Source organism: Synechococcus sp. N32, assembly GCF_900473895.1.
Classification (GTDB): domain Bacteria; phylum Cyanobacteriota; class Cyanobacteriia; order PCC-6307; family Cyanobiaceae; genus Parasynechococcus.
Genome location: NZ_UCND01000003.1, coordinates 108,664 through 127,040, shown reverse-complemented (window position 1 = coordinate 127,040; position 18,377 = coordinate 108,664). Strand labels below are relative to the sequence as shown.

At 62.1% G+C, this 18,377-nt stretch carries 23 protein-coding genes and 1 tRNA gene; 4 read left to right on the top strand and 20 right to left on the bottom strand.

The genetic code is table 11. From position 1 onward, the window contains the following. Positions 1-51 precede the first annotated feature (51 nt). Positions 52-771 (top strand): DUF3598 family protein, encoded by a 720-nt coding sequence (locus DXY35_RS01035; protein WP_244272824.1) that lies wholly within the window; start codon positions 52-54, stop codon positions 769-771. Positions 772-782: 11 nt separating this feature from the next. On the opposite strand, the gene DXY35_RS01030 is transcribed toward DXY35_RS01035, so the two are convergent. The 4 genes from DXY35_RS01030 to DXY35_RS01015 all read right to left on the bottom strand — a co-directional run bounded on the left by DXY35_RS01030 (position 783) and on the right by DXY35_RS01015 (position 5,657). Further along, positions 783-1,763: a cupin gene (locus DXY35_RS01030; RefSeq protein WP_244272822.1), complete on the bottom strand. Its 981-nt coding sequence runs from the start codon at positions 1,761-1,763 to the stop codon at positions 783-785. Between the two features lie 17 nt (positions 1,764-1,780). Beyond that, positions 1,781-4,897, bottom strand: coding sequence for an efflux RND transporter permease subunit (locus tag DXY35_RS01025; RefSeq protein ID WP_115080415.1), 3,117 nt, complete (start codon positions 4,895-4,897; stop codon positions 1,781-1,783). A gap of 108 nt (positions 4,898-5,005) precedes the next feature. Then, positions 5,006-5,497, bottom strand: coding sequence for a photosystem I reaction center protein subunit XI (locus tag DXY35_RS01020; protein WP_011363361.1), 492 nt, complete (start codon positions 5,495-5,497; stop codon positions 5,006-5,008). A 43-nt stretch (positions 5,498-5,540) separates the two neighbouring features. Beyond that, positions 5,541-5,657 carry a photosystem I reaction center subunit VIII gene (locus DXY35_RS01015; protein WP_006851672.1) on the bottom strand — a complete coding sequence of 39 codons (117 nt, stop codon included), beginning with the start codon at positions 5,655-5,657 and terminating at the stop codon, positions 5,541-5,543. Positions 5,658-5,747: 90 nt separating this feature from the next. On the opposite strand from DXY35_RS01015, the gene DXY35_RS01010 reads away from it, so the two are divergent. Beyond that, a complete protein-coding gene (locus DXY35_RS01010) occupies positions 5,748-6,215 on the top strand; it encodes a HEAT repeat domain-containing protein (protein WP_115080413.1) in 468 nt (155 codons plus the stop codon). Here the strand turns inward: DXY35_RS01010 and DXY35_RS01005 are convergent. After that, the gene (locus DXY35_RS01005) at positions 6,173-7,135 is read right to left on the bottom strand and encodes a glycosyltransferase family 2 protein (protein WP_115080411.1); all 963 of its coding nucleotides are present in this window, start codon (positions 7,133-7,135) and stop codon (positions 6,173-6,175) included. The genes DXY35_RS01010 and DXY35_RS01005 overlap by 43 nt on opposite strands. A gap of 60 nt (positions 7,136-7,195) precedes the next feature. Next, a complete protein-coding gene (locus tag DXY35_RS01000) occupies positions 7,196-7,924 on the bottom strand; it encodes a C40 family peptidase (RefSeq protein ID WP_115080409.1) in 729 nt (242 codons plus the stop codon). Between the two features lie 17 nt (positions 7,925-7,941). Here DXY35_RS01000 and DXY35_RS00995 point away from each other — a divergent pair, with 17 nt between their 5' ends. Then, on the top strand, positions 7,942-8,856 hold the full coding sequence (locus tag DXY35_RS00995; RefSeq protein WP_115080407.1) for a serine hydrolase: 915 nt from the start codon (positions 7,942-7,944) through the stop codon (positions 8,854-8,856). Positions 8,857-8,872: 16 nt separating this feature from the next. On the opposite strand, the gene DXY35_RS00990 is transcribed toward DXY35_RS00995, so the two are convergent. Then, positions 8,873-8,961, bottom strand: a tRNA-Ser gene (locus DXY35_RS00990). A 37-nt stretch (positions 8,962-8,998) separates the two neighbouring features. Beyond that, positions 8,999-10,129, bottom strand: a complete 1,131-nt coding sequence (gene alr, locus DXY35_RS00985; protein ID WP_170950471.1) for an alanine racemase — start codon at positions 10,127-10,129, stop codon at positions 8,999-9,001. Between the two features lie 69 nt (positions 10,130-10,198). Here alr and DXY35_RS00980 point away from each other — a divergent pair, with 69 nt between their 5' ends. Then, on the top strand, positions 10,199-10,699 hold the full coding sequence (locus DXY35_RS00980; protein WP_114987236.1) for an HNH endonuclease: 501 nt from the start codon (positions 10,199-10,201) through the stop codon (positions 10,697-10,699). A gap of 3 nt (positions 10,700-10,702) precedes the next feature. On the opposite strand, the gene prfA is transcribed toward DXY35_RS00980, so the two are convergent. The 12 genes from prfA to secY all read right to left on the bottom strand — a co-directional run bounded on the left by prfA (position 10,703) and on the right by secY (position 18,328). After that, positions 10,703-11,800 (bottom strand): peptide chain release factor 1, encoded by a 1,098-nt coding sequence (gene prfA, locus DXY35_RS00975; protein WP_115080405.1) that lies wholly within the window; start codon positions 11,798-11,800, stop codon positions 10,703-10,705. Positions 11,801-11,815: 15 nt separating this feature from the next. Next, positions 11,816-12,067 (bottom strand): 50S ribosomal protein L31, encoded by a 252-nt coding sequence (gene rpmE / locus DXY35_RS00970; protein WP_006851595.1) that lies wholly within the window; start codon positions 12,065-12,067, stop codon positions 11,816-11,818. 13 nt (positions 12,068-12,080) lie between these two features. Beyond that, positions 12,081-12,482 carry a 30S ribosomal protein S9 gene (rpsI, locus tag DXY35_RS00965; RefSeq protein WP_006849745.1) on the bottom strand — a complete coding sequence of 134 codons (402 nt, stop codon included), beginning with the start codon at positions 12,480-12,482 and terminating at the stop codon, positions 12,081-12,083. Next, the gene (gene rplM / locus DXY35_RS00960; RefSeq protein ID WP_114987243.1) at positions 12,479-12,931 is read right to left on the bottom strand and encodes a 50S ribosomal protein L13; all 453 of its coding nucleotides are present in this window, start codon (positions 12,929-12,931) and stop codon (positions 12,479-12,481) included. The genes rpsI and rplM overlap by 4 nt, the downstream gene beginning before the upstream one ends. A 155-nt stretch (positions 12,932-13,086) precedes the next feature. Then, complete coding sequence (gene truA, locus DXY35_RS00955) at positions 13,087-13,968, bottom strand: tRNA pseudouridine(38-40) synthase TruA (RefSeq protein ID WP_115080404.1); 882 nt, start codon at positions 13,966-13,968, stop codon at positions 13,087-13,089. Positions 13,969-13,993: 25 nt separating this feature from the next. Further along, positions 13,994-14,344: a 50S ribosomal protein L17 gene (gene rplQ / locus DXY35_RS00950; RefSeq protein ID WP_006851925.1), complete on the bottom strand. Its 351-nt coding sequence runs from the start codon at positions 14,342-14,344 to the stop codon at positions 13,994-13,996. A gap of 49 nt (positions 14,345-14,393) precedes the next feature. Further along, complete coding sequence (locus tag DXY35_RS00945; RefSeq protein WP_114987249.1) at positions 14,394-15,332, bottom strand: DNA-directed RNA polymerase subunit alpha; 939 nt, start codon at positions 15,330-15,332, stop codon at positions 14,394-14,396. A gap of 47 nt (positions 15,333-15,379) precedes the next feature. Further along, positions 15,380-15,772: a 30S ribosomal protein S11 gene (gene rpsK / locus DXY35_RS00940; protein WP_006850182.1), complete on the bottom strand. Its 393-nt coding sequence runs from the start codon at positions 15,770-15,772 to the stop codon at positions 15,380-15,382. A 35-nt stretch (positions 15,773-15,807) separates the two neighbouring features. After that, a complete protein-coding gene (gene rpsM / locus DXY35_RS00935; RefSeq protein WP_006850466.1) occupies positions 15,808-16,173 on the bottom strand; it encodes a 30S ribosomal protein S13 in 366 nt (121 codons plus the stop codon). Positions 16,174-16,244: 71 nt separating this feature from the next. Beyond that, the gene (gene rpmJ, locus DXY35_RS00930) at positions 16,245-16,358 is read right to left on the bottom strand and encodes a 50S ribosomal protein L36 (RefSeq protein ID WP_006850859.1); all 114 of its coding nucleotides are present in this window, start codon (positions 16,356-16,358) and stop codon (positions 16,245-16,247) included. A gap of 46 nt (positions 16,359-16,404) precedes the next feature. Continuing rightward, positions 16,405-16,956: an adenylate kinase gene (locus DXY35_RS00925; RefSeq protein ID WP_115080402.1), complete on the bottom strand. Its 552-nt coding sequence runs from the start codon at positions 16,954-16,956 to the stop codon at positions 16,405-16,407. Positions 16,957-17,008: 52 nt separating this feature from the next. Then, entirely contained in the window at positions 17,009-18,328 is a 1,320-nt protein-coding gene (gene secY / locus DXY35_RS00920; protein WP_115010466.1) for a preprotein translocase subunit SecY, read from the bottom strand. Between the last annotated feature and the right edge of the window lie 49 nt (positions 18,329-18,377).

Here is an 18,377-nt window from a genome sequence, read left to right as displayed (position 1 = left end):
CTTGCTCTGGGCCCTCTCTAACATCAGGCCTCGATCGGGATCGGGCTGAACGTGGGCGAATGGGAGCACCTGCAGCGCAACGTTGGTGAGTGGCGCGGCTGGTTCGATAGCCTTGACCGGACACTTCAACGCACCAAGCGTCAGCCCTCCCTGCTCACGCTTAAACCGGCTCCCTCCGGTGTGCCACTGAATCTGACCCTGCTGCTCTGGCCTGAGGGGGCGGGATCGAGTTCTCCTCATCAACCGCCTGCCGGCGAGCCTGAAAAGCGGATCGTTCAATGCTTCACGCGGCTGGATCCCGACATGGGGGTCTTCGGCACCGGTAGTTTTTCAAGGGGGACGCTGCACCGCTCCACCTGGACCAAGCCCTATGCCGAGTTCGGGTTCCTGCATGAGCAACGCCGTCATCGCTTGGTGCTGCTTTGGGATGGTGCGGGGCAATTGGATCGGATTGTGCTGATCCGTGAGTTCCTCGTTGGAAGTTCAGCCCTGGAACGTCCAGCCCTGGAGCCAGATCAGCTGATCGGTGACTGGCGCTGCGACCACCCTTCGCCAGGGGACAACATCTGTTTTGCCGCAGGCGATCTTGATCGCTGGATCTTTTTGCCTGATGGAGGCGCTTTTCTGGCGCCGGCCCAGATAGATCCGCACCAGCCCTTCAACATCGAAGCGCTTTGGCTGTCGAGTGCAACGCGCCTCGAGCGCATTTCACGTCGCTATTCAGAACACGGTGCCCTCAGCTCGGTGAACCATCAATTGCTCACCCGTTGAGGTTGGGTTGGCTAGGGGGTGTTGCTTAAGTCAGCCCGGCCTCTGTTGCTGAAGGCAATGTCGAGAGTGCGCAGATAGGTGTGCAGGCCGGCATCCTGAATGGGCAGCACGTAGGCGTCGGCGCCGGATTCGTTGTGGTGAGAGTGCCAGTAGCCGGGCGGGGTCACGAAGGCTGCACCGGCTGCCCAGTCTTCCCGGTGCCCATTGCGGATCATTCCGTTCTCATCCAGCTCGGTGCCGATCATCGTGTAGCAACCCGGTTGGCAGGCCACCGCAAAATCAAGGGCGATCGACTGGTGTCGGTGGGGCCGCTGCACCTGGCCTGCGGGGAGGATTCCCAACATGGCCCAGAGGGTGTGGGTGACGGTGCGCGTCTGAGGGAAGGCGTTGTTTCCCAACAGCACACTCACGCGATTGGCGTTGGCTCCGCGGGGATTGCTGGCGATGGCATCCAACTGCGCGCGAGCATCCTCATGGCTGTAGAAGCAGGGTTCGAACACCGGTTTCACGGTGCTCACCCCCAGATAACGAAGCAAGGGGGCATCGTGCACCCAATACAGGCCTGCGTGGGTGTCGCTGTTGTGAATGGCTTCACCGCCCGCCGGAAGCACGAACGTGTCTCCCTCGCTCCAGTGAAAAACCTGACCGCAGGCTTCAGTTTGCCCATGGCCTCGGGCCACGAAGAACAACTGACTGGTCGCATCCGCATGGGTGCGCAGGGATCCATGATCCAGTCGGATGAAGTTGCCGCAGAGCGATGGACCGGTGGCCGGACCTTCGCAGTGCAAGTCGGCACTCAAATCAAGAGGTTGCAGGGCCGTTCCGGCTTGATCAAAAAAACTGGCCGAAAAGCTGCGGTAGGGGATCGTGCTGATCAGCCCCTGTTGCAGGGGATTGGCTGCTGAGGCGTAATCGAAGAACTGCGCCTGGGAACTGGTTGCCGTTGTCGCCCGTGGGGTGATGGTCATCGTTCCCTCCAGCAGCAGAACCATTGGATCGAGAGCGCACCCTACGCGGTGGGGCTTCGATCGCGTTTCAGCATCAGATAGACGGCAGGGACGGCAAACAGGGACAGCAACGAGGCCACCAGCAGTCCGCTGAACACCACGGTGCCAATGCTGACCCTGCTGGCTGCTCCAGTGCCCTGGGCAAACAGAAGCGGCAGGAAACCCGCCAGAGATGTGACCGCTGTCAGCAGGATTGGGCGCATCCGGTTCACGGCTGCATCCACAACGGCCTCGCGCAGGGCCAGGCCTGCCGCCACCCGTTGGTTGGCGAATTCCACGATCAGAATTCCGTTCTTTGCCGCCAGGCTCACCAGCACCAGGAGTCCCATCTGGCCGTAAACATCCAGTGGAAGGCCCCGCAATTTCAAGCCGATCAGAGCTCCGAGCAGGGCCATCGGCACCGTGAGCAGGATGATCAACGGGTCAATGAAACTCTCGTAAAGAGCGGCCAGCATCAGATAGACCACCGTCACGCCAAGGGCGAACAGCACCCAGGTCACCTGCCCAGCCCGTTGTTCCTCCAACGCCAGGCCCGTGAAGGCCAGGCCGATGTTGCTGCCTCCAATGCGATCACCGGCCTGGGTGAGGGCATCGATGGCTTCACCGCTGCTCACCGTTGGCGCCGGGATGGCCGTGATCCGGATGGCCCGGTTGAGTCCGTAGTGGCGAATGTTGTTAACGCCCTCCTCGCGGGTCAGGCTTGCCACGCTGGCCACCGACACCAGCTCACCGCTGCGGTTGCGCACCATCAGCCCGGTGAGGTCTTCCGGCCGACGTCGCTCTCTGCCTTCCAGCTGCAGAACAATCGAGCGGATGCGACCGTCGTCGTAGGTGTCATCGATGTAGCGGCCGCCGAAAGCGGTGCCGATCTCCCGCAGGGTTGCGCCGTAGTCGAGGTCGAGAGCAGCCAGTTGGTCGCGGTCGAGCTCCAGTCGCCAGCGGGGGAAGCTGGCATCAAAGCGGGAGCCCACCCGTTCAAACCGGTCCGTCGCCTTGGCTGTCTGGATGAAATTCTGGGCGACTTGGCCGAATTGCTCCAGGCTGAGTTGCCCTCCGCTGCGGTCCAGCAGTTCCAGCGAAAGTCCTGATTCACTGCTGAAGCCCCGCACGGTTGGTGGGGTGATCAGCACGACCCTGGCCTCACCAACCCGTTGTTGAATCTTGCGATTGAGACGGCGTTTGATGGCGTTGCTGCTCTGCTCTTTGCCAGGCCGATCCTTGAGTGGCTGGAGGCGCAGGTAAAACGAGCCACGGTCTTCTCCGCTCTGTCCGAAGGAGCTGCCGGCATAAAAGTTGCCGGTGCGCACCAGGGGCTCTTCGCTGACGACCCGTCGGATGTCGTCCATCACGGCCAGGCTGCGCTCAAGGCTGGCGCCATCGGGGAGGGTGAAGTAGCCGCGGATCTGGCCTTGGTCGTCATCGGGAATAAACGCCGTTGGCATTACCGCCAAGCCTGAGGCTGTGATGACAAGGCCGCTCAGCAGCACAAGGGCGATGCATCGCTTGTGCTGCAGCCAGTGCTCGAGTTGTTTCGCGTATCGGGATTGCAGGGTTTGCATGCCCTGCCGAAGCCAACGGCTGAGCTTGCCGATGGCCCCAGGAAGACGGCCGCCCCCTGGGCCCAACACCCGGGCGCAGGCCATTGGGGTGAAGCTGAGCGCATTCAGGGTGGAGAACAGGATCGCTCCGCTGATGGCCAGGGCGATCGGTTGATAGAGGCGTCCGATCGATCCAGGAATGAGCAGCACAGGGAGGAACACGGCTGCCAGCACCAATGAGGTGGCTACAACGGCCGTTGCCAACTCAGCCATGGCGTCTTCGGCCGCCTGTTCGGGGGGTGTGCCCCGTTCGATGCGTCCGGCAATGTCTTCGCTCACGACGATGGCGTCATCCACAACGATCCCGGTGGCCAGCACCAGGCCAAACAGGATCAGGCTGTTGAGATTGGAACCGCTCAGTTTCACCAGGCTGAGGCTTCCCACCAGCGCCACCGGCACGGCAAGGCCAGGGATCAGGGCGAGACGCCAGCGGCCCAGAAACAGCACCAGCACCACCAGCACCAGCAGCACGGCATCGCGCAAGGTGATGAAGGTGCGATCGAGGTTGGCCTGAACCGTGTCGGCCACATCCACGATCATTGAGACCTCGATGCCCGGGGGAAAGCTCGCTTCCAACTGCTTCAGCTTGCGCTTAATCGCCTTGCTCACCTCCAGGGCATTGGCCCCATCGCGCTGGTAGATGCCCACGGCCACCGAACGCTCGCCAGCCAGATTCATGGCCTCGCGTCCGTAGTTGCGCTGTCCGAGGGCAACCCGTCCCACATCCTTCAGGCGCAGCAGCCCGCCGTTGTCGAGCCGGCGCAAGACGAGATTCTCGAAATCTGATTGGCTGCGAAGACGCCCTTCCGCTTCCACCGGAAGGCTCAGCACTTGGCCCGCTGGAACTGGGGCAGCCCCGATGCTGCCAACGGCAGCCAAAACGTTCTGTTCAGCCAGGGCTCGGCTGACATCGCCAAGGGTGAGGTTGGTCTGTTCGAGGCGTTGCGGATCCAACCAAAGGCGGTAGGAGAGTTCACTGCTGCCGAAGATCCGCACATCACCGATGCCTGGTGTGCTGAGCAGCGCGTCCCGCAGGGTCTGGTCCAGCCAGCCCGTGAGAAAGGTGGGGACGTATTGATCCGGCGGGTGGCTGAACCCCAGGATCATCAACAGGTCTTCCGAGGAGCGCCGCACCTGGAGCCCCTGGCGCGTTACAGCCTGAGGCAGCCGGCGGCTGGCCAGGTTCACCTCGTTCTGAACCTTGATCGCATTCAGCTCGGGATCACCCGAGTTGAAGCGCAACGAGATGCTGGCGCCGCCCTGCTTGCTGGTTGAGCTGATGCTTTCGACCCCTTCAAGGCCATTCAGCTGTTGTTCCAATACCCGGGTCACGCTCTGCTCCACCACCTCCGGTGAAGCTGCCGGGAAGCTGGCGCTCACACTCACGCGGGTGGGAGCGAGGGGCGGAAGATCCTCCAGTCCCAGGCCGAACAACGCCGTGCAGCCCGCCAAAAGGATCAGCAGGCTGCAGACGACCGTCAGAACCGGCCGCCGAAGAAACGGCTGGGAGATCGACCGCACCGGGGCGTCTCAAATGTGAATGAATCCTGCCAGGAAAAATCCCCCGATCGCCTGGAATCAGGCAACCGGGGGATGAATGGTTTTTGTCAGAGGGTTCAGTGAACTGCTTCAGCCGACGCTCCAGACACCAGCAGCGATCTTGAACAGTTCCTGCACGTGAACAGTGTTGCAGAGGAACCAGGCGAAAACGGCACCGCCGCAACCACCCAGCCAGAACCCACTGGTGAAGTCAGCCCAACCGGTGCGGGTGAACAGGTCGGCGGGGGGATTCTCAACCGTCACATCTGCAGGGGGGATGTTGGGTTGCTTGCCGGGCTGGTTGTAAAGCAGGAACAGCAGGCTGAGGATGTGCACGGCGCCGATGGCAGCCAGCAGGCCAGCGGTTTGCTGGTATTCCGTGGCACGCAGGGGACCACAGATGGTGAAGGGGCCGTAGAGCAGATAGCCGAAGGCTGCACCGGTTTCCAGGCCACGGAAGTTCGGGGAAATTCCAGGGCGGTACAGGGGCAGGTTGTTGATCAGACCCTTGATGAAATAGCCGCTGTTGACGGGTGTCGCAAGGTTGCCGACGCAGGGATCAGCAGCAGGAGTGACGGTCATGAGGTACGAGTGCTGAGGGGTTAAAACGGTCCGCAGGTCGCGGTCACTCGGCAGCGGTGATCACTCGACCAACAAGGACGATGAACACTGCGGGGAACACGATTCCGGTGATGGGCACAAAAATCGCAGGCAGCCAGGCAGCAGCGAAATCTCCAGTCATGTCGAGGCCAAAAGCTTCGCAGCTACTGTAAGTAGGACCGTTCTGACGGCCTGCTTTAGGCCCCGACGGCGACATAAAAGTTCAATCCGCATGCAGAACGTTCTCCTCCCAGGTGCCGTCGTGCTGCTCACGGTGGTGCTCTGGTTGCGCAGGAAGCCGGTGAAGCCGATGCTTTCCAGCACGGATGCCAGCCGTGTCGCACAGATCAATCGTGCCCAGTTGGAACTGGTGATTGAGCCCGCCGCTGATGGGGAATCCGCCGATGCTTCCCTGGAGTCCTGGACGGCGCCGAGCAGTCCCTTGGAGCGTCTTGCCCTGGAGCGTCGTCTCAAGGCTGATATGGAGGCCGGACCCGAGGAGCGTTTGCGCGCTGTTCGTTTGGCCGCCCGATGGGGACACCGTTCGGCGCTGCCCCTGCTGCGCCAGGCGCTGCGTGACAGCGATGCGCGTGTGGTGGAAGCAGCTGCCGCTGCGATCGCACCGTTCCGCGGCGCGCCGGCCGCTGCCCCGATCCGTCAGCCGGCTCGGCCGCCGCGCAATGTTTCGCGGATGCGATAAATCGGGCGATCCTGGCTTTCGTGGTAGGTGCGGATCAGCAGTTCGCCCAGCAGTCCGAAGCAGAACAGTTGAATGCCAGCCAAGCCAAGCACCACTGCCAAGGTGAGCAGTGGGCGATTGGCAATGTCGCCTCCCATCACCTTGATCACCAGCAGATAGGTGCTGGTGATCAGGCTGGCGGCGATGGCCAGCAGCCCCCCGAAGCCGAACACGTACATCGGCCGGGTCAGAAAACGCTTCATGAACCAGACGGTGAGCAGATCCATCAGCACACGGAAGGTGCGATCGATCCCGTACTTGCTGCTGCCGAACTGACGCGCCCGGTGGTTCACCTTCACTTCGGTGATCCGTGCACCCTCGATGAAGGCCAGGGCGGGAAGAAAGCGATGCAGCTCCCCATAGAGCCGCATGTCTGAGAGCACCTCGCGGCGGTAGGCCTTGAGGGAGCAGCCGTAGTCATGCAGCCGCACACCGGTTACCCGGCCGATCAAGCGGTTGGCGATCCGGGAGGGAAGTTTGCGCTGGAGGGCGGCGTCCTGGCGCTGATGGCGCCAGCCACTGACGAGGTCGTACCCCTCTCGCAGTTTGGCCAGCAGCATGGGGATGTCGGCTGGATCGTTCTGCAGATCTCCATCGAGGCTGACGATCACCTCTCCGCCAGCCACATCAAACCCAGCCGCCATGGCTGCGGTCTGGCCATAGTTCTTGCGCAGCAGTACAGCCACCACTTCGGGCACTTCGGCGCTGAGCTTGGCCAGCACGTTCGCGGTGCGGTCGCTGGATCCGTCGTCGACCAGAACCAGCTCAAACGCCTCATCGGTTGGACGCAGCGCTGAAAGGAGCTGCTCAACCAGATGAGGCAGGCTTTCCTCTTCGTTGTACAGCGGCACCACCACCGAGAGATTCAGGGGTGCACTCATGCCGGTCGCGCTGCGAGTCGCTCAACTTAAGCAGGGGCCCGGTTCATCCGGCAGCCAGCGTCAGGAGAGATGCGATCCGTCATGGCAACGCACCACACGGCCTGCGCCGCGGAATTCAGCCCTGTAGTGGCAAGCCACCGGGTGTTGATCGCTGCTGTGCAAGCTGTCGATGCCGATCCCATTGCGCCCATGGTCCTGGCCTGAGCTGTGGCGGTAGCGGCCCTCGCCGAGATGGATCCCCACATGGGTGCAACGTCGCCGTGTGCCAAAAAACAGCAGATCTCCAGGGCGCAGCAGGCTGTGATCGTCGGGCAGAGCTGCAACAGGTTGGCAGAACCGCTCCTGTTGATAGGCATCTCGCGGAATCCAAATGTCCTGGCTGGCGAAGGCCATCTGCATCAGACCGGAACAATCCATGTCCGGTTCTGTGGTGCCTCCCCAGAGGTAGACATTGGGGCGCTGCTGGGCGGTTTCGCTCCAGGCGAGCACGCTGGGCAGACGTCGTTCAATCTCCGTCGCGCTCAGCGGCGACGGTCGCCAGGCTGCGCATCGCTCAGCTCGCCCCAGAACCGCCTCGAGTTCGAGCCAGCAGCGGTAGCCATCCTCCAGCAGCTGCACAGCGATCCTCTTGGGCTGCCTCTCCAGAATGCGAAAACGGCGTCCACGACAGGCCTGGGTGGTCAGACTCGCGCCCTCAGATCGCGAATAACCATTCACGTCAGCGCACAGCTGCCAACTGGAGCCTGTCTGAATCAGGTCCGGGGCCAGCAGGGTGCCTAACGTCGCCATGGCCCAATCGAATCGCTATGGCGTTCTACCGTCCCGATCCCGCAATGGCGGCTCGGCTTGAGGCGGCCCTCGATGGGCTCGATGCCGACGGTCGCCCGGGGCTGCGCAACAGCCTGGCGATCACCTGGGTGCGGTACGACGACGCTGCACCGGAGGCGGGTCAGGGCCGTGGTGCTTCCTGGAACCAGGACCGGATCCTCTATCCGGCCAGCGTGGTGAAGCTGTTCTATGCCGTCGCCGTTGAGCAGTGGCTGCAACGGGACCTGATCCCTGAGAACGACGAATTGCGGCGCGCGATGCGCGACATGATCGTTGATTCCAGCAACGATGCCACGGGGCTTGTGGTGGATCTGCTCACAGGTACCACCAGCGGCCCTGCCCTCCATGGCGAACGCTGGGAGCTTTGGACGCAGCAGCGTCGCTTGATCAATGGCTGGTTGCAGAGCCTGGCCTGGCCGGAACTTGAGGCGGTGAATTGCTGCCAGAAGACCTGGGGTGATGGTCCCTATGGCCGGGAAAAAATGTTCTATAGGGCCGACAACGGCAACCGCAATGGCTTGTCCACGGTTGCGACAGCCCGGATGCTGGAGGCGGTGATGACCGGTGCGGTGGTGTCGCCACCGGCCTGTCGTCGCCTGCAGGGTCTGTTGCGGCGCTCGCTCGATCAAAAGCAGCGTCGCGCTGATCCTGAAAACCAGGTGGATGGCTTCCTCGGCGAAGGCCTACCTGAGGACGCTCTGCTGTGGAGCAAGGCCGGCTGGATGAGTCAGGCCCGTCATGACGCCGCTTGGTTCCAGGCGTCTGAACAGCAGCCGCCCAGCTTGCTGGTGGTGTTCACCACGGGGCCTGATCGCGCCAGGGACGCATCCCTTTTGCCGGAGCTGGCACGGCAACTCAACCTGTTCACCAGCTCAGAGGAGCCGGCGGATTGAATTGATGAACTTGGAACGGAGAGGGAGGGATTCGAACCCTCGACAGAAGTTGCCTCCTGTAACTCCTTAGCAGGGAGCCGCTTTCAACCACTCAGCCACCTCTCCAGCGGCGCACCCAGAGTACCAAGTGCTGGGCAGGTGGTCAGACTTCAACGCGGGGCAGACGTCGTTTGAAACCACAGAGGATCTCCCAGGGAATCGAGCCGCAGTGGTTGCTCCAGCTTTGAGGGCTTAATTCCAGGTCGCCGTCCTGGCCCAGCAGAGTGACGATGTCGCCTTGCTCCAGCTCAGCTGCATCGGTGGCATCCAGCAGGAGCTGGTCCATGGTGATGGCTCCCACCTGAGGCAGCTGGCAATTGCGATGCAGGGCGTGAATGTGCCCGCTGAGGGACCGCAGAACACCATCGGCATAGCCGATCCCGACCACCGCAAGCCGCGTGGGGCGCTGGGTGATGAAGCGATGGCCGTAGCTGACTCCAGTGCCGGCGGGCACGTCGCGGATCAGGCTGACCCGGGCACGAACCGCCAGGGCGGGTTGCAGGGGAATGACGTTGCTCAGATGACTGGCGGGGGCATGGCCGTACAGGGCCAATCCAACGCGCACGAGGTCGTGGTGTAGCTGCCGGTTGAGCAGGGTCCCTGCGGAGTTGGCGAGATGGCGGGTGATGCCGGCACCCGCTTGGGGCAGGGCCGAGAGCATGCTCACGAAGCGCTCCTGCTGGAGGCTGGTCAAGGCATCGTTCGGCTCATCGGCACAGGCCAGATGGCTGTAGATGCCCTCCAGATTGAGGTGTTCCAGGCTGTTCAGCTCCGCCGCGGTCTGATGTCCCTCGCTGAGGGAGCAGCCCAGCCGTGCCATGCCGGTGTCGATCTTCAATTGCACGTCGAAACACCGACCGCTGTCGGCTGCCAGAGCGTTGCAGAGCTGGGCATCCCTGAGGCTGCTCAGGGTGGGCATCAACCGCCAGTGCAGGCAGGTGCGTAGGTCGTCCGGTTCGTTGAGGTTGCTGAGCAACAGCACTGGTGCGTCCAGCCCGGCCCGCCGCAGCTCAAGGCCTTCCTGCAGCGTGGCTACGCCAAGGCTGGTGGCTCCCCCCTGAAGGGCAGCCCGTGCCACCGTCTCGGCGCCGTGGCCGTAGCCATCGGCCTTCACCACCGCCATCAGTTGGGTACGAGCACCGAGGTGTTGGCAGAGCGCCCTGGCGTTGGCCCGAATCGCTGCAGGTGAAACCTCCACCCAGGCGCGCTGACGGGGATTCAGCTCAGGAATCACAGGCGGTGCTCGGCGCTACCGAGACAGCTTCACATCGCCGGTAGCATGACCATTATTGAGTGAGCTGGCATGGGCCAGGTTCTCGTTCTCAATGCGTCCTACGAGCCGCTCAATATCACCACCTGGAGACGGGCTGTGGTGATGATGCTGAAGGGCAAGGCCGAGAGTCTGGAACACGACCCCTGTCGGCAACTGCGTCAGGGCACCCACCTGCCAACGGTGATCCGCCTGCGCCAGTACGTTCGCGTTCCCTTTCGTCAGCTGCCCCTGACGCGTCGCAACCTCTTCCAGCGGGACAACCACACCTGCCAGTACTGCGGCAGTCGTGACAATCAGTTGTCCATCGACCATGTGATGCCCCGCAGTCGGGGAGGTAGCGACACCTGGGAGAACGTGACCACGGCTTGCCTCAGCTGCAATGTGCGCAAAGGCAATCGAACTCCGAAGGAAGCCGCCATGCCTCTGCGCCATGTGCCGCGGCGACCGGCCAGCAGCCTCAGTTTTGAGGCCCGGCGCCAGATCCATTCCGGTCATCACCAGGAATGGGCGAAGTACGTGATCGGTGCTTGACCGTCAGGCCTCGGCCTGATCGCTCAGCGCTTCGAGTTTCTGACGTTGCTCTTCGGCGATGCAGGCACCGATTAGGTCCTCCAGTTGGCCCTCCAACACAGGTTCCAGGGTGAAGTTTCGGCCCAGCCGGTGATCTGTGGTTCGGTTGTCTTTGTAGTTGTAGGTGCGGATTTTTTCAGAGCGGTCACCACTGCCCACTTGGGCGCGTCGGTCGCTGCTTTCGCGTTCTGCGGCAGCCGCCTGCTCCCGCTCCAACAATTTGGCGCGCAGGATCTCCAGGGCCCGTTCCCGGTTCTGCAGCTGGGAGCGTTCCTGGGTACAGAACACGCGGATGCCCGTGGGTTTGTGGAGAAGGTCCACAGCTGTTTCCACCTTGTTGACGTTCTGCCCCCCAGCACCGCCTGAACGCGCGGTGCTGATATCGAGATCCTTCGGGTCGAGCTGAACTTCCACGGCATCGGCTTCGGGCATCACGGCCACCGTGGCTGTTGAGGTGTGGACCCGACCCTGGGATTCCGTGGCCGGGACCCGTTGCACCCGATGCACTCCCGCTTCAAATTTCAGTTGGCTGTAGACGCTGTCGCCACGCACCGACAGGATCAGTTCGCGAAACCCGCCCAGGTCGGCCTCGGTGCAGCTGATGGATTGCACGGCCCAGCCCACTTTTTGGCTGTACCGCTCATACATCCGTGCCAGATCACCGGCCCAGAGACAGGCCTCGTCGCCGCCTGCGCCGGCACGAATTTCCAGCATCACACTGCGCTCATCGCGGGGATCCCGCGGCAGCAGAGCCAGGGTGAGCCGCTCCGTCAGCATTGCGTGCTGTTCTTGGAGGCTGGCCAACTCATCTTGCGCCAGCTCCTCCATTGCAGCGTCACCGCGACTGTCTTTCAGCAGCTGACGTGCGGAATCACGCTCGGATTCGAGCTTCTGGAGTTCCTCGAAGTCGAGCACGAGTGGCTCAAGTCTTGATCGCTCCCGTGCGATCGATTCAAGCCGCTTCGGATCAGCGGCCACATCAGGATCAGCCAGCTGCCGCTCGAGGTTGCGGAAGCTGGCTGTGGCTGTTTCCAGCCGTGTGAACAAGGTCGAGGCGTCCATGCCCCGTTCTCACCCTCAGGCCTTGGACTCGGCCTTGGCAGAGTCGGCACCTTTTTTCTTGGTGCCCATGCCGTACTTCTTCATGAAGCGGTCCACACGACCCTCGGTGTCGAGGATCTTCTGGGTGCCGGTGAAGAAGGGGTGGTTGCCGCTCCAGACGTCGACGTGGATCTCCGGCTGGGTGGCGCCTGTGGTCATGACCACTTCGCCGTTGCAGATCACCTTGGCGTCGGGATACCAGGTGGGATGAATGTCGGGCTTTGGCATCGGGTAAAAAAAATCAGCGCTTGGAGAACTGAGGAGCCTTACGGGCTTTCTTGAGGCCGTACTTGCGGCGTTCCTTGGCACGGGGGTCGCGGCTGAGGTGACCTTCCGTCTTCAGCGGCTTGCGGTTGTCGGCCGACAGTTCGCACAGGGCGCGGGCTGCACCTTGCTTGATGGCGCCGGACTGACCGGTGAGTCCACCACCGTGAACATTGACGAGGATGTCGTACTCGCTGCTGAGGCCGAGGGTCTCCAAGGGAGCCTTCACCGCTGCGATGTACGAGGGGTTGTAGTTCAGATAGTTGTCACCGGGACGACCATTGATGGTGATCGTTCCATTGCCGGGGACGAGGCGAACACGGGCAACAGAGGTCTTGCGACGACCGGTGCCCCAGTAGACGACGGAGTTGTTGCTCATTGGGCGGATGCGGAGGGGTTGAGCTGAAGAGGCTGGGGCTTCTGAGCGGCGTGGGGATGCTCGGTGCCTTTGTAGACCTTGAGCTTGCGGAACATCTGGCGGCCCAGGGCGTTGTGGGGGAGCATGCCTTTGATGGCCTTCTCCACGATCCGCTCGGGGATCCGTTCCTGCAGAGCTTCGAAGGTTTCCACCTTCATGCCGCCGGGACGACCGGAGTGACGGCGGTACAGCTTCTGCTGGGGCTTACGGCCGGAGACTTTGATCTTCTCGGCGTTCACGACGACGACAAAATCACCGGTGTCCAGATGGGGGGTGAAGCTGGGGTTGTTCTTGCCACGCAGCACGGCGGCCACTTCAGTGGCCAGACGGCCGAGGGTTTGATTCTCAGCGTCCACCACGTACCACTGGCGGTCGATCGAATCAATCGGGGGGAGAGAGGTCTTGTTCATCGCGCCGGCATGCCGGTTCGGTTATGTCCCGCCTGAAGAAGCGGAACTGGGCAAAGGGGTCGGTCCAGAACTGGACCTGACGGGGCTAAAGATCGAGCTTACTCTTCGGCCCTCCAGCTCCAGTGAGTTGGGCAGCTTTCGAAGTAGAGGCCCGTTTATCCCGGCGTTGAGGGTGGATCCGGAGGCGGATCGCTCTCGGCCAGAAAAAACCACGGCTGACAATCGTACCAGCCGGCTTTGGTGAAGATGGGCTCGGCATAGCCAGCCCGAAGCAGGCAGAGGCCCGTGGCCGGCGCCGCCTCTTTCACCTCATGGCGTCGTCGTTCCCTCCAGCGCTGTTCAAAGGCGGCAACACTGAGACGGTGCTCGCCAACGGCCACCAACTGGGCCATCAGTAGGCGAACCATGCCGTACAGAAAACCACTGGCCTGAATCTCAACCCGCAGAAGATCGCCTTGGCGCTCCACGAGCACCTCCTGCACGGTGGTTCGGGCATGGGCGCGACGGCTGCCTGCCTTCATGAAGGCGCTGAAGTCGTGCAGACCAAGCATGCTGCTCAAAGCGTCCCGCATGCGGGACTCATCCAGCCTGTGTTGGTAACGGTGCCAGCTCCAGGGGCTTAAAAACAAATTGGGGCGGCGCCCGTTGTGAATCGTGTACCGGTACCGCCTGTAGGTGGCGGAGTAACAGGCATGCCAATCCAGGGGACGGGCGACGGATTCGCGCACACGAATGGTGCTCGGCAGGCGTCCGTTCAAGGCCGGGGCCCATTTTCGAGCTGGGATCGGCCCACTGCAGTCGAAGTGCACCACCTGACCGGCGGCATGAACGCCGGCATCGGTGCGCCCGGCGGCAAAGGTCTGCACCGGTCGGTGCGGATCAAGCTGGGCGATGGCGTCCTCCAGCACGGCCTGAACACTGCGACCGTTGCGTTGGCGCTGCCACCCACAAAACGAAGAACCCTCGTACTGAAGGGTGAGCGCGATCCGCTGAAGGGACGCTGGCTCAGGACCTGCAGACGAGGGTTGGGTGTTCAAACGTCAGAACTGACGTGAGGTCTGATCAGACCAGTTCAATGATGGCCATCTCGGCGTTGTCGCCACGACGGGGAACGGTGCGGGTGATGCGGGTGTAGCCACCCTTGCGATCGCTGTAGCGGTTGGGAGCCTTGTCGAACAGGGCATGCACCAGTTGCTTGTCGTAGATGTAACCCATGGCCCGGCGACGGGAGGCGAGGCTGCCGTCCTTGGCCAGGGTGATCATGCGCTCGGCTTCGTCGCGAAGCGCTTTGGCCCGTGCCTTGGTGGTGGTGACCCGACCTTCGCGAATCAGCTGGGTGGTCAGGGCGCGCAGCATTGCCTTGCGCTGGTCAGCTGGACGTCCCAGCTGAGGAACTCGGCATTGATGACGCATGGTTCTGTCGGTGACGAAGACGAAAAAGGACGTTCAGGCCGTTCTGCAGTTATGCAGAAGTGCGGCTCTGGGGGATGGAGATGCCGATGCGCTCGAGGGCTTCGATCACTTCATCAGCGGATTTGGAACCGAAGTTCTTGATCTCCAGAAGATCCTCGTAGCTGAAGCCCATCAGGTCAGACACGGAGTTGACCTGGGCCCGCTTGAGGCAGTTGTAGGCGCGAACCGAAAGGTTCAGTTCCTCAAGAGGAATCTGTGCTTCCGCCGAGGGCTCGGGTTCAGCAGGAACTTCCTCCACGAGAGTGACCGTGGCCAGCGGCTGGAACAGCTCAATCAATTGATTGGCTGATTGAGCCAGGGCGTCGTCGGGGGTAATGGAGCCGTCGGTGACGATCTCCATCCGCAGGCGCTCGCGGGCCGAACCGCCTTCGGCAACGGCGGTTTCGTCGATGGTGAAGTTGACCCGGGTCACGGGCATGAACACGGCATCGATCTGGAGCAGATCGATGGCACTGGTTTCTTCGTTGTGACGATCCACCGGGCGATAGCCAACGCCGCGCTCGACGTGCACTTCCAGCTCGAGGCTGTGGCCGTCGGCCACGGTGGCGATCGGACGATCGGCGTCCACCACCTGCACCTGAGAGGAGAACTGAAGATCTCCAGCCTTCACTTCAGCGGGACCAGCCACCACGAGACGACCGATCTCGAGTTCGGCCGAACGGCTGTTGACGGTGAGCTCCTTGCAGTTCAGCAGGATGTCGAGAACGTCTTCACGGACCCCAGGAACCGTGGCGTATTCGTGATTGACACCGGCAATCCGGATGGCGGTGACAGCACTGCCTTCCAGCCCACCCATCAGCACGCGACGCAGCGCGTTGCCCAGGGTCGTGGCCTGGCCACGCTCGAGGGGACCGATCAGGAAAACGCCGGACTGGGCGCGATCCTCGGCCACCTGATGCTCAATGCGATCAATCTGGTACTGCAACACGGTCTGAATCGGGGTAAGGGGTGAAACCGGACGGAAATCAGCTCGGTTCAGACGCGGCGGCGCTTGGGCCGGCGGCAACCGTTATGGGGCAGGGGGGTGACGTCGCGAATCAGGGTGATTTCGAGGCCAGCAACCTGGAGAGCACGGATGGCTGTCTCACGGCCTGAGCCAGGACCCCTCACCAGCACTTCGATCTGACGCATGCCTTGGTCAAGGGCGCGACGTGCTGCTGCTTCTGCAGCGGTTTGAGCCGCGAAGGGGGTGCCTTTGCGAGCACCTTTGAAGCCACTGGCACCCGCAGACGACCAGGAAATCACCTCACCGGCGGTGTCGGTGATGGACACGATGGTGTTGTTGAAGGTGCTCTGGATGTGAGCGACGCCGTTCGGGACGTTGCGCTTGGCCTTCTTGGGGCCGGATTTTTTGACGGTTTTAGCCATGGCCGTATGCAGTCAGGGATAAGGATGTAGAGGACTTACTTCTTCTTGCCGGCCACAGTTTTCCGCGCGCCGCGGCGGGTGCGGGCGTTGGTGCGGGTGCGTTGGCCACGAACGGGAAGGCTCATGCGGTGGCGACGGCCACGGACGCAGCCGATGTCCTGCAGGCGCTTGAGGGCCATGCCCTCCTGACGGCGCAGATCACCTTCGAGGGTGTATTCCTCCATGGCGTTGCGGAGCTTCTGAAGATCTCCGTCCTCCAGATCTTTCACCCGGATGTCGGGGTTCACGCCGGTTTTGGCCAGGATGGCCTGTGAGCGGGTGAGACCAACTCCGTAGATGTAGGTGAGGGACACTTCGATCCGCTTGTCGCGGGGAATGTCAACGCCGGCGATCCGTGCCACGTTCGTTTAGTTGAAAAGGACAGATGCCTCCGAAGTCCTGGAGGCGAGGAATGTTTCAGAACAGCGGGGGATCAGCCCTGGCGCTGTTTGTGCTTGGGGTTGGCGCAAATGACCATGACCTTGCCGTGGCGACGGATCACCCGGCACTTGTCACACATTTTTTTCACTGAGCTGCGCACCTTCATGAGGCGTGGCTCTCCAAATTTCCAAACGGCAACGTTACCATGCCGGTCAACCGAGAATGGACTCGATCCGCTTGGTGATCTCCTCGACTGTGCCCTGGGCGGGGACGGAAACGAGGAGACCCTTGTCGCTATAGAAGCGAATCAGGGGTGCGGTTTTCTCGCGGTAAACCTCCAGGCGATTGCGGATCACCGCTTCGTTGTCGTCGGCGCGACCGCGGGCCAACAGCCGTTCAATCAAAACGGCGTCATCCAGCTCCAGCAGAACCACGGCCTGGATGGGTTGCTGCAATTCGGCCAGCAGGGGTTCGAGTGCTTCAGCCTGGGGCACCGTGCGCGGGAACCCATCCAGCAGCCAGCCATCGGTCGTGAGAGCCTTCATCTGGCTTTCCACAATCGCCAGCACAAGGGCGTCGCTCACCAGTTCGCCGCGGTTCATCACCGCTTCAGCTTCTTTGCCCAGATCGCTGCCGGCTGCTACTTCAGAGCGCAGCAGATCGCCTGTGGACAGATGCTTCATGCTGTTGGCATCGCACAGCCGAGCGGCCTGGGTGCCTTTGCCGGCTCCGGGAGGGCCAAGAAATAGCAAACGATTTTTCATGGTTGCGTAAGCGTGAGGTGACGTGAACGGAAGGTGCGCTGCGCAGCAGCGCTCACTGGCGAACGAGGCCTTCGTAGCGTTGTGAGATCACATAGGTCTGCACCTGTTTGGCCGTGTCGATGGCCACACCGACAAGGATCAGCAGTGATGTGGCGCCAAGCCCCTGGAAGGTCTGCACATTCGTGGCGCGTTCGACGGCCGCGGGAATGATGGCGACGGCGCCGAGGAACAGACCACCCAGCAAGGTGAGGCGGTTCTGGACTCCTGAGAGATAAGTGGCCGTGGCGCTGCCGGGGCGAACGCCTGGAATCGCCACACCACCCCGTTTCAGGTTGGTGGCGATGTCAGCGGGATTCACCGTGAGCGAGGCATAGAAATAAGAGAAGCCCAGGATCAACGCAAAAAATGTGAGTGCGTATGGCCAGGGGTTCGCTGCCCCAGGATTCAGGGCACTGGCCGCACGGATCAACCACTCACTCTTGGTGAGGTTGGCGATGGTGACCGGCAGGAAAATCAGGGCTGAAGCGAAAATGATCGGCATCACACCGCCGGCATTCAGCTTGAGCGGCAGATAGCTCTGACGTGTGGGGAGCACACCTGCTCCACCTACCTGGCGCTTGGCGCTGACGATGGGGATACGGCGAGCCCCCTCCTGCACGAAGATGATTCCAACGATCGTGGCCAGGAACACCAGCACCAGAACAATGATGCCCAGCACGGTGTCCCGGTCACCGGTTTGAGCGGCTTCGATCGTGGCGCCGAGGGTGCGCGGCAGGGTGGCGACGATGTTCAGAAAAATCACCAGGGAAGCCCCCTGGCCGATGCCTCGCTCCGTGATCACTTCACTCAGCCACATCACCACCATCGAGCCGGTGACCAGGGCCAGTGCCGTCTGCACCACAAAGGTCACTTCGCTGAGACCTTCCACGGCGTATTGGCGCAGGATCATGGCGAAGACGACGCTCTGGACGAGACCCCAACCGAGCGCCACATAACGGGTGATCTGGGCGATCTTGCGTCGGCCAGCCTCGCCTTCATTCTTCTGGAGGTCTTCCAGCTGCGGCAGCGCTGCGGTCAGCAACTGGAGGATGATCGAGGCGTTGATGAAAGGCAGGATCCCCAGGGCAAAGATGCCCAGGGTGGAGATCCCGCCGCCGGTGAAGATGTCGAGAAAACCGATCAGCTGTCCGCCTTGATCGATGAATTGCTTGAAGGCTTCCCGATCGATTCCGGGCATTGGGATGTAGATCCCAAGACGCACCAACAACAGCAGGCCGAGTGTGGTGAGCACGCGACTGCGGAGCCCAGGGTTGGTGATCAGCTGGCCGATCACTTCGGAGGCGTTGGGGTTGCGACCCCGACTGACGAGCATGTCCGGAAGAAAGTGAAGTTGGGCGAAAAGCCAAGAAGCCGCCCGTGGA

Bases quoted from the DNA above. Each gene is read 5' to 3' on its own strand.
- DXY35_RS01010 (WP_115080413.1), top strand. From the start codon at position 5,748: ATGCAGAACGTTCTCCTCCCAGGTGCCGTCGTGCTGCTCACGGTGGTG.
- rplM (WP_114987243.1), bottom strand. From the start codon at position 12,931: ATGAACAAGACCTCTCTCCCCCCGATTGATTCGATCGACCGCCAGTGG.
- rplQ (WP_006851925.1), bottom strand. From the start codon at position 14,344: ATGCGTCATCAATGCCGAGTTCCTCAGCTGGGACGTCCAGCTGACCAG.
- DXY35_RS01005 (WP_115080411.1), bottom strand. From the start codon at position 7,135: ATGAGTGCACCCCTGAATCTCTCGGTGGTGGTGCCGCTGTACAACGAA.
- DXY35_RS01015 (WP_006851672.1), bottom strand. From the start codon at position 5,657: ATGACTGGAGATTTCGCTGCTGCCTGGCTGCCTGCGATTTTTGTGCCC.
- prfA (WP_115080405.1), bottom strand. From the start codon at position 11,800: ATGGACGCCTCGACCTTGTTCACACGGCTGGAAACAGCCACAGCCAGC.
- DXY35_RS01000 (WP_115080409.1), bottom strand. From the start codon at position 7,924: ATGGCGACGTTAGGCACCCTGCTGGCCCCGGACCTGATTCAGACAGGC.
- DXY35_RS00995 (WP_115080407.1), top strand. From the start codon at position 7,942: ATGGCGTTCTACCGTCCCGATCCCGCAATGGCGGCTCGGCTTGAGGCG.
- rpsK (WP_006850182.1), bottom strand. From the start codon at position 15,772: ATGGCTAAAACCGTCAAAAAATCCGGCCCCAAGAAGGCCAAGCGCAAC.
- rpmE (WP_006851595.1), bottom strand. From the start codon at position 12,067: ATGCCAAAGCCCGACATTCATCCCACCTGGTATCCCGACGCCAAGGTG.
- rpmJ (WP_006850859.1), bottom strand. From the start codon at position 16,358: ATGAAGGTGCGCAGCTCAGTGAAAAAAATGTGTGACAAGTGCCGGGTG.
- DXY35_RS00925 (WP_115080402.1), bottom strand. From the start codon at position 16,956: ATGAAAAATCGTTTGCTATTTCTTGGCCCTCCCGGAGCCGGCAAAGGC.
- rpsI (WP_006849745.1), bottom strand. From the start codon at position 12,482: ATGAGCAACAACTCCGTCGTCTACTGGGGCACCGGTCGTCGCAAGACC.
- DXY35_RS01020 (WP_011363361.1), bottom strand. From the start codon at position 5,497: ATGACCGTCACTCCTGCTGCTGATCCCTGCGTCGGCAACCTTGCGACA.
- DXY35_RS00980 (WP_114987236.1), top strand. From the start codon at position 10,199: ATGGGCCAGGTTCTCGTTCTCAATGCGTCCTACGAGCCGCTCAATATC.
- secY (WP_115010466.1), bottom strand. From the start codon at position 18,328: ATGCTCGTCAGTCGGGGTCGCAACCCCAACGCCTCCGAAGTGATCGGC.
- DXY35_RS01030 (WP_244272822.1), bottom strand. From the start codon at position 1,763: ATGGTTCTGCTGCTGGAGGGAACGATGACCATCACCCCACGGGCGACA.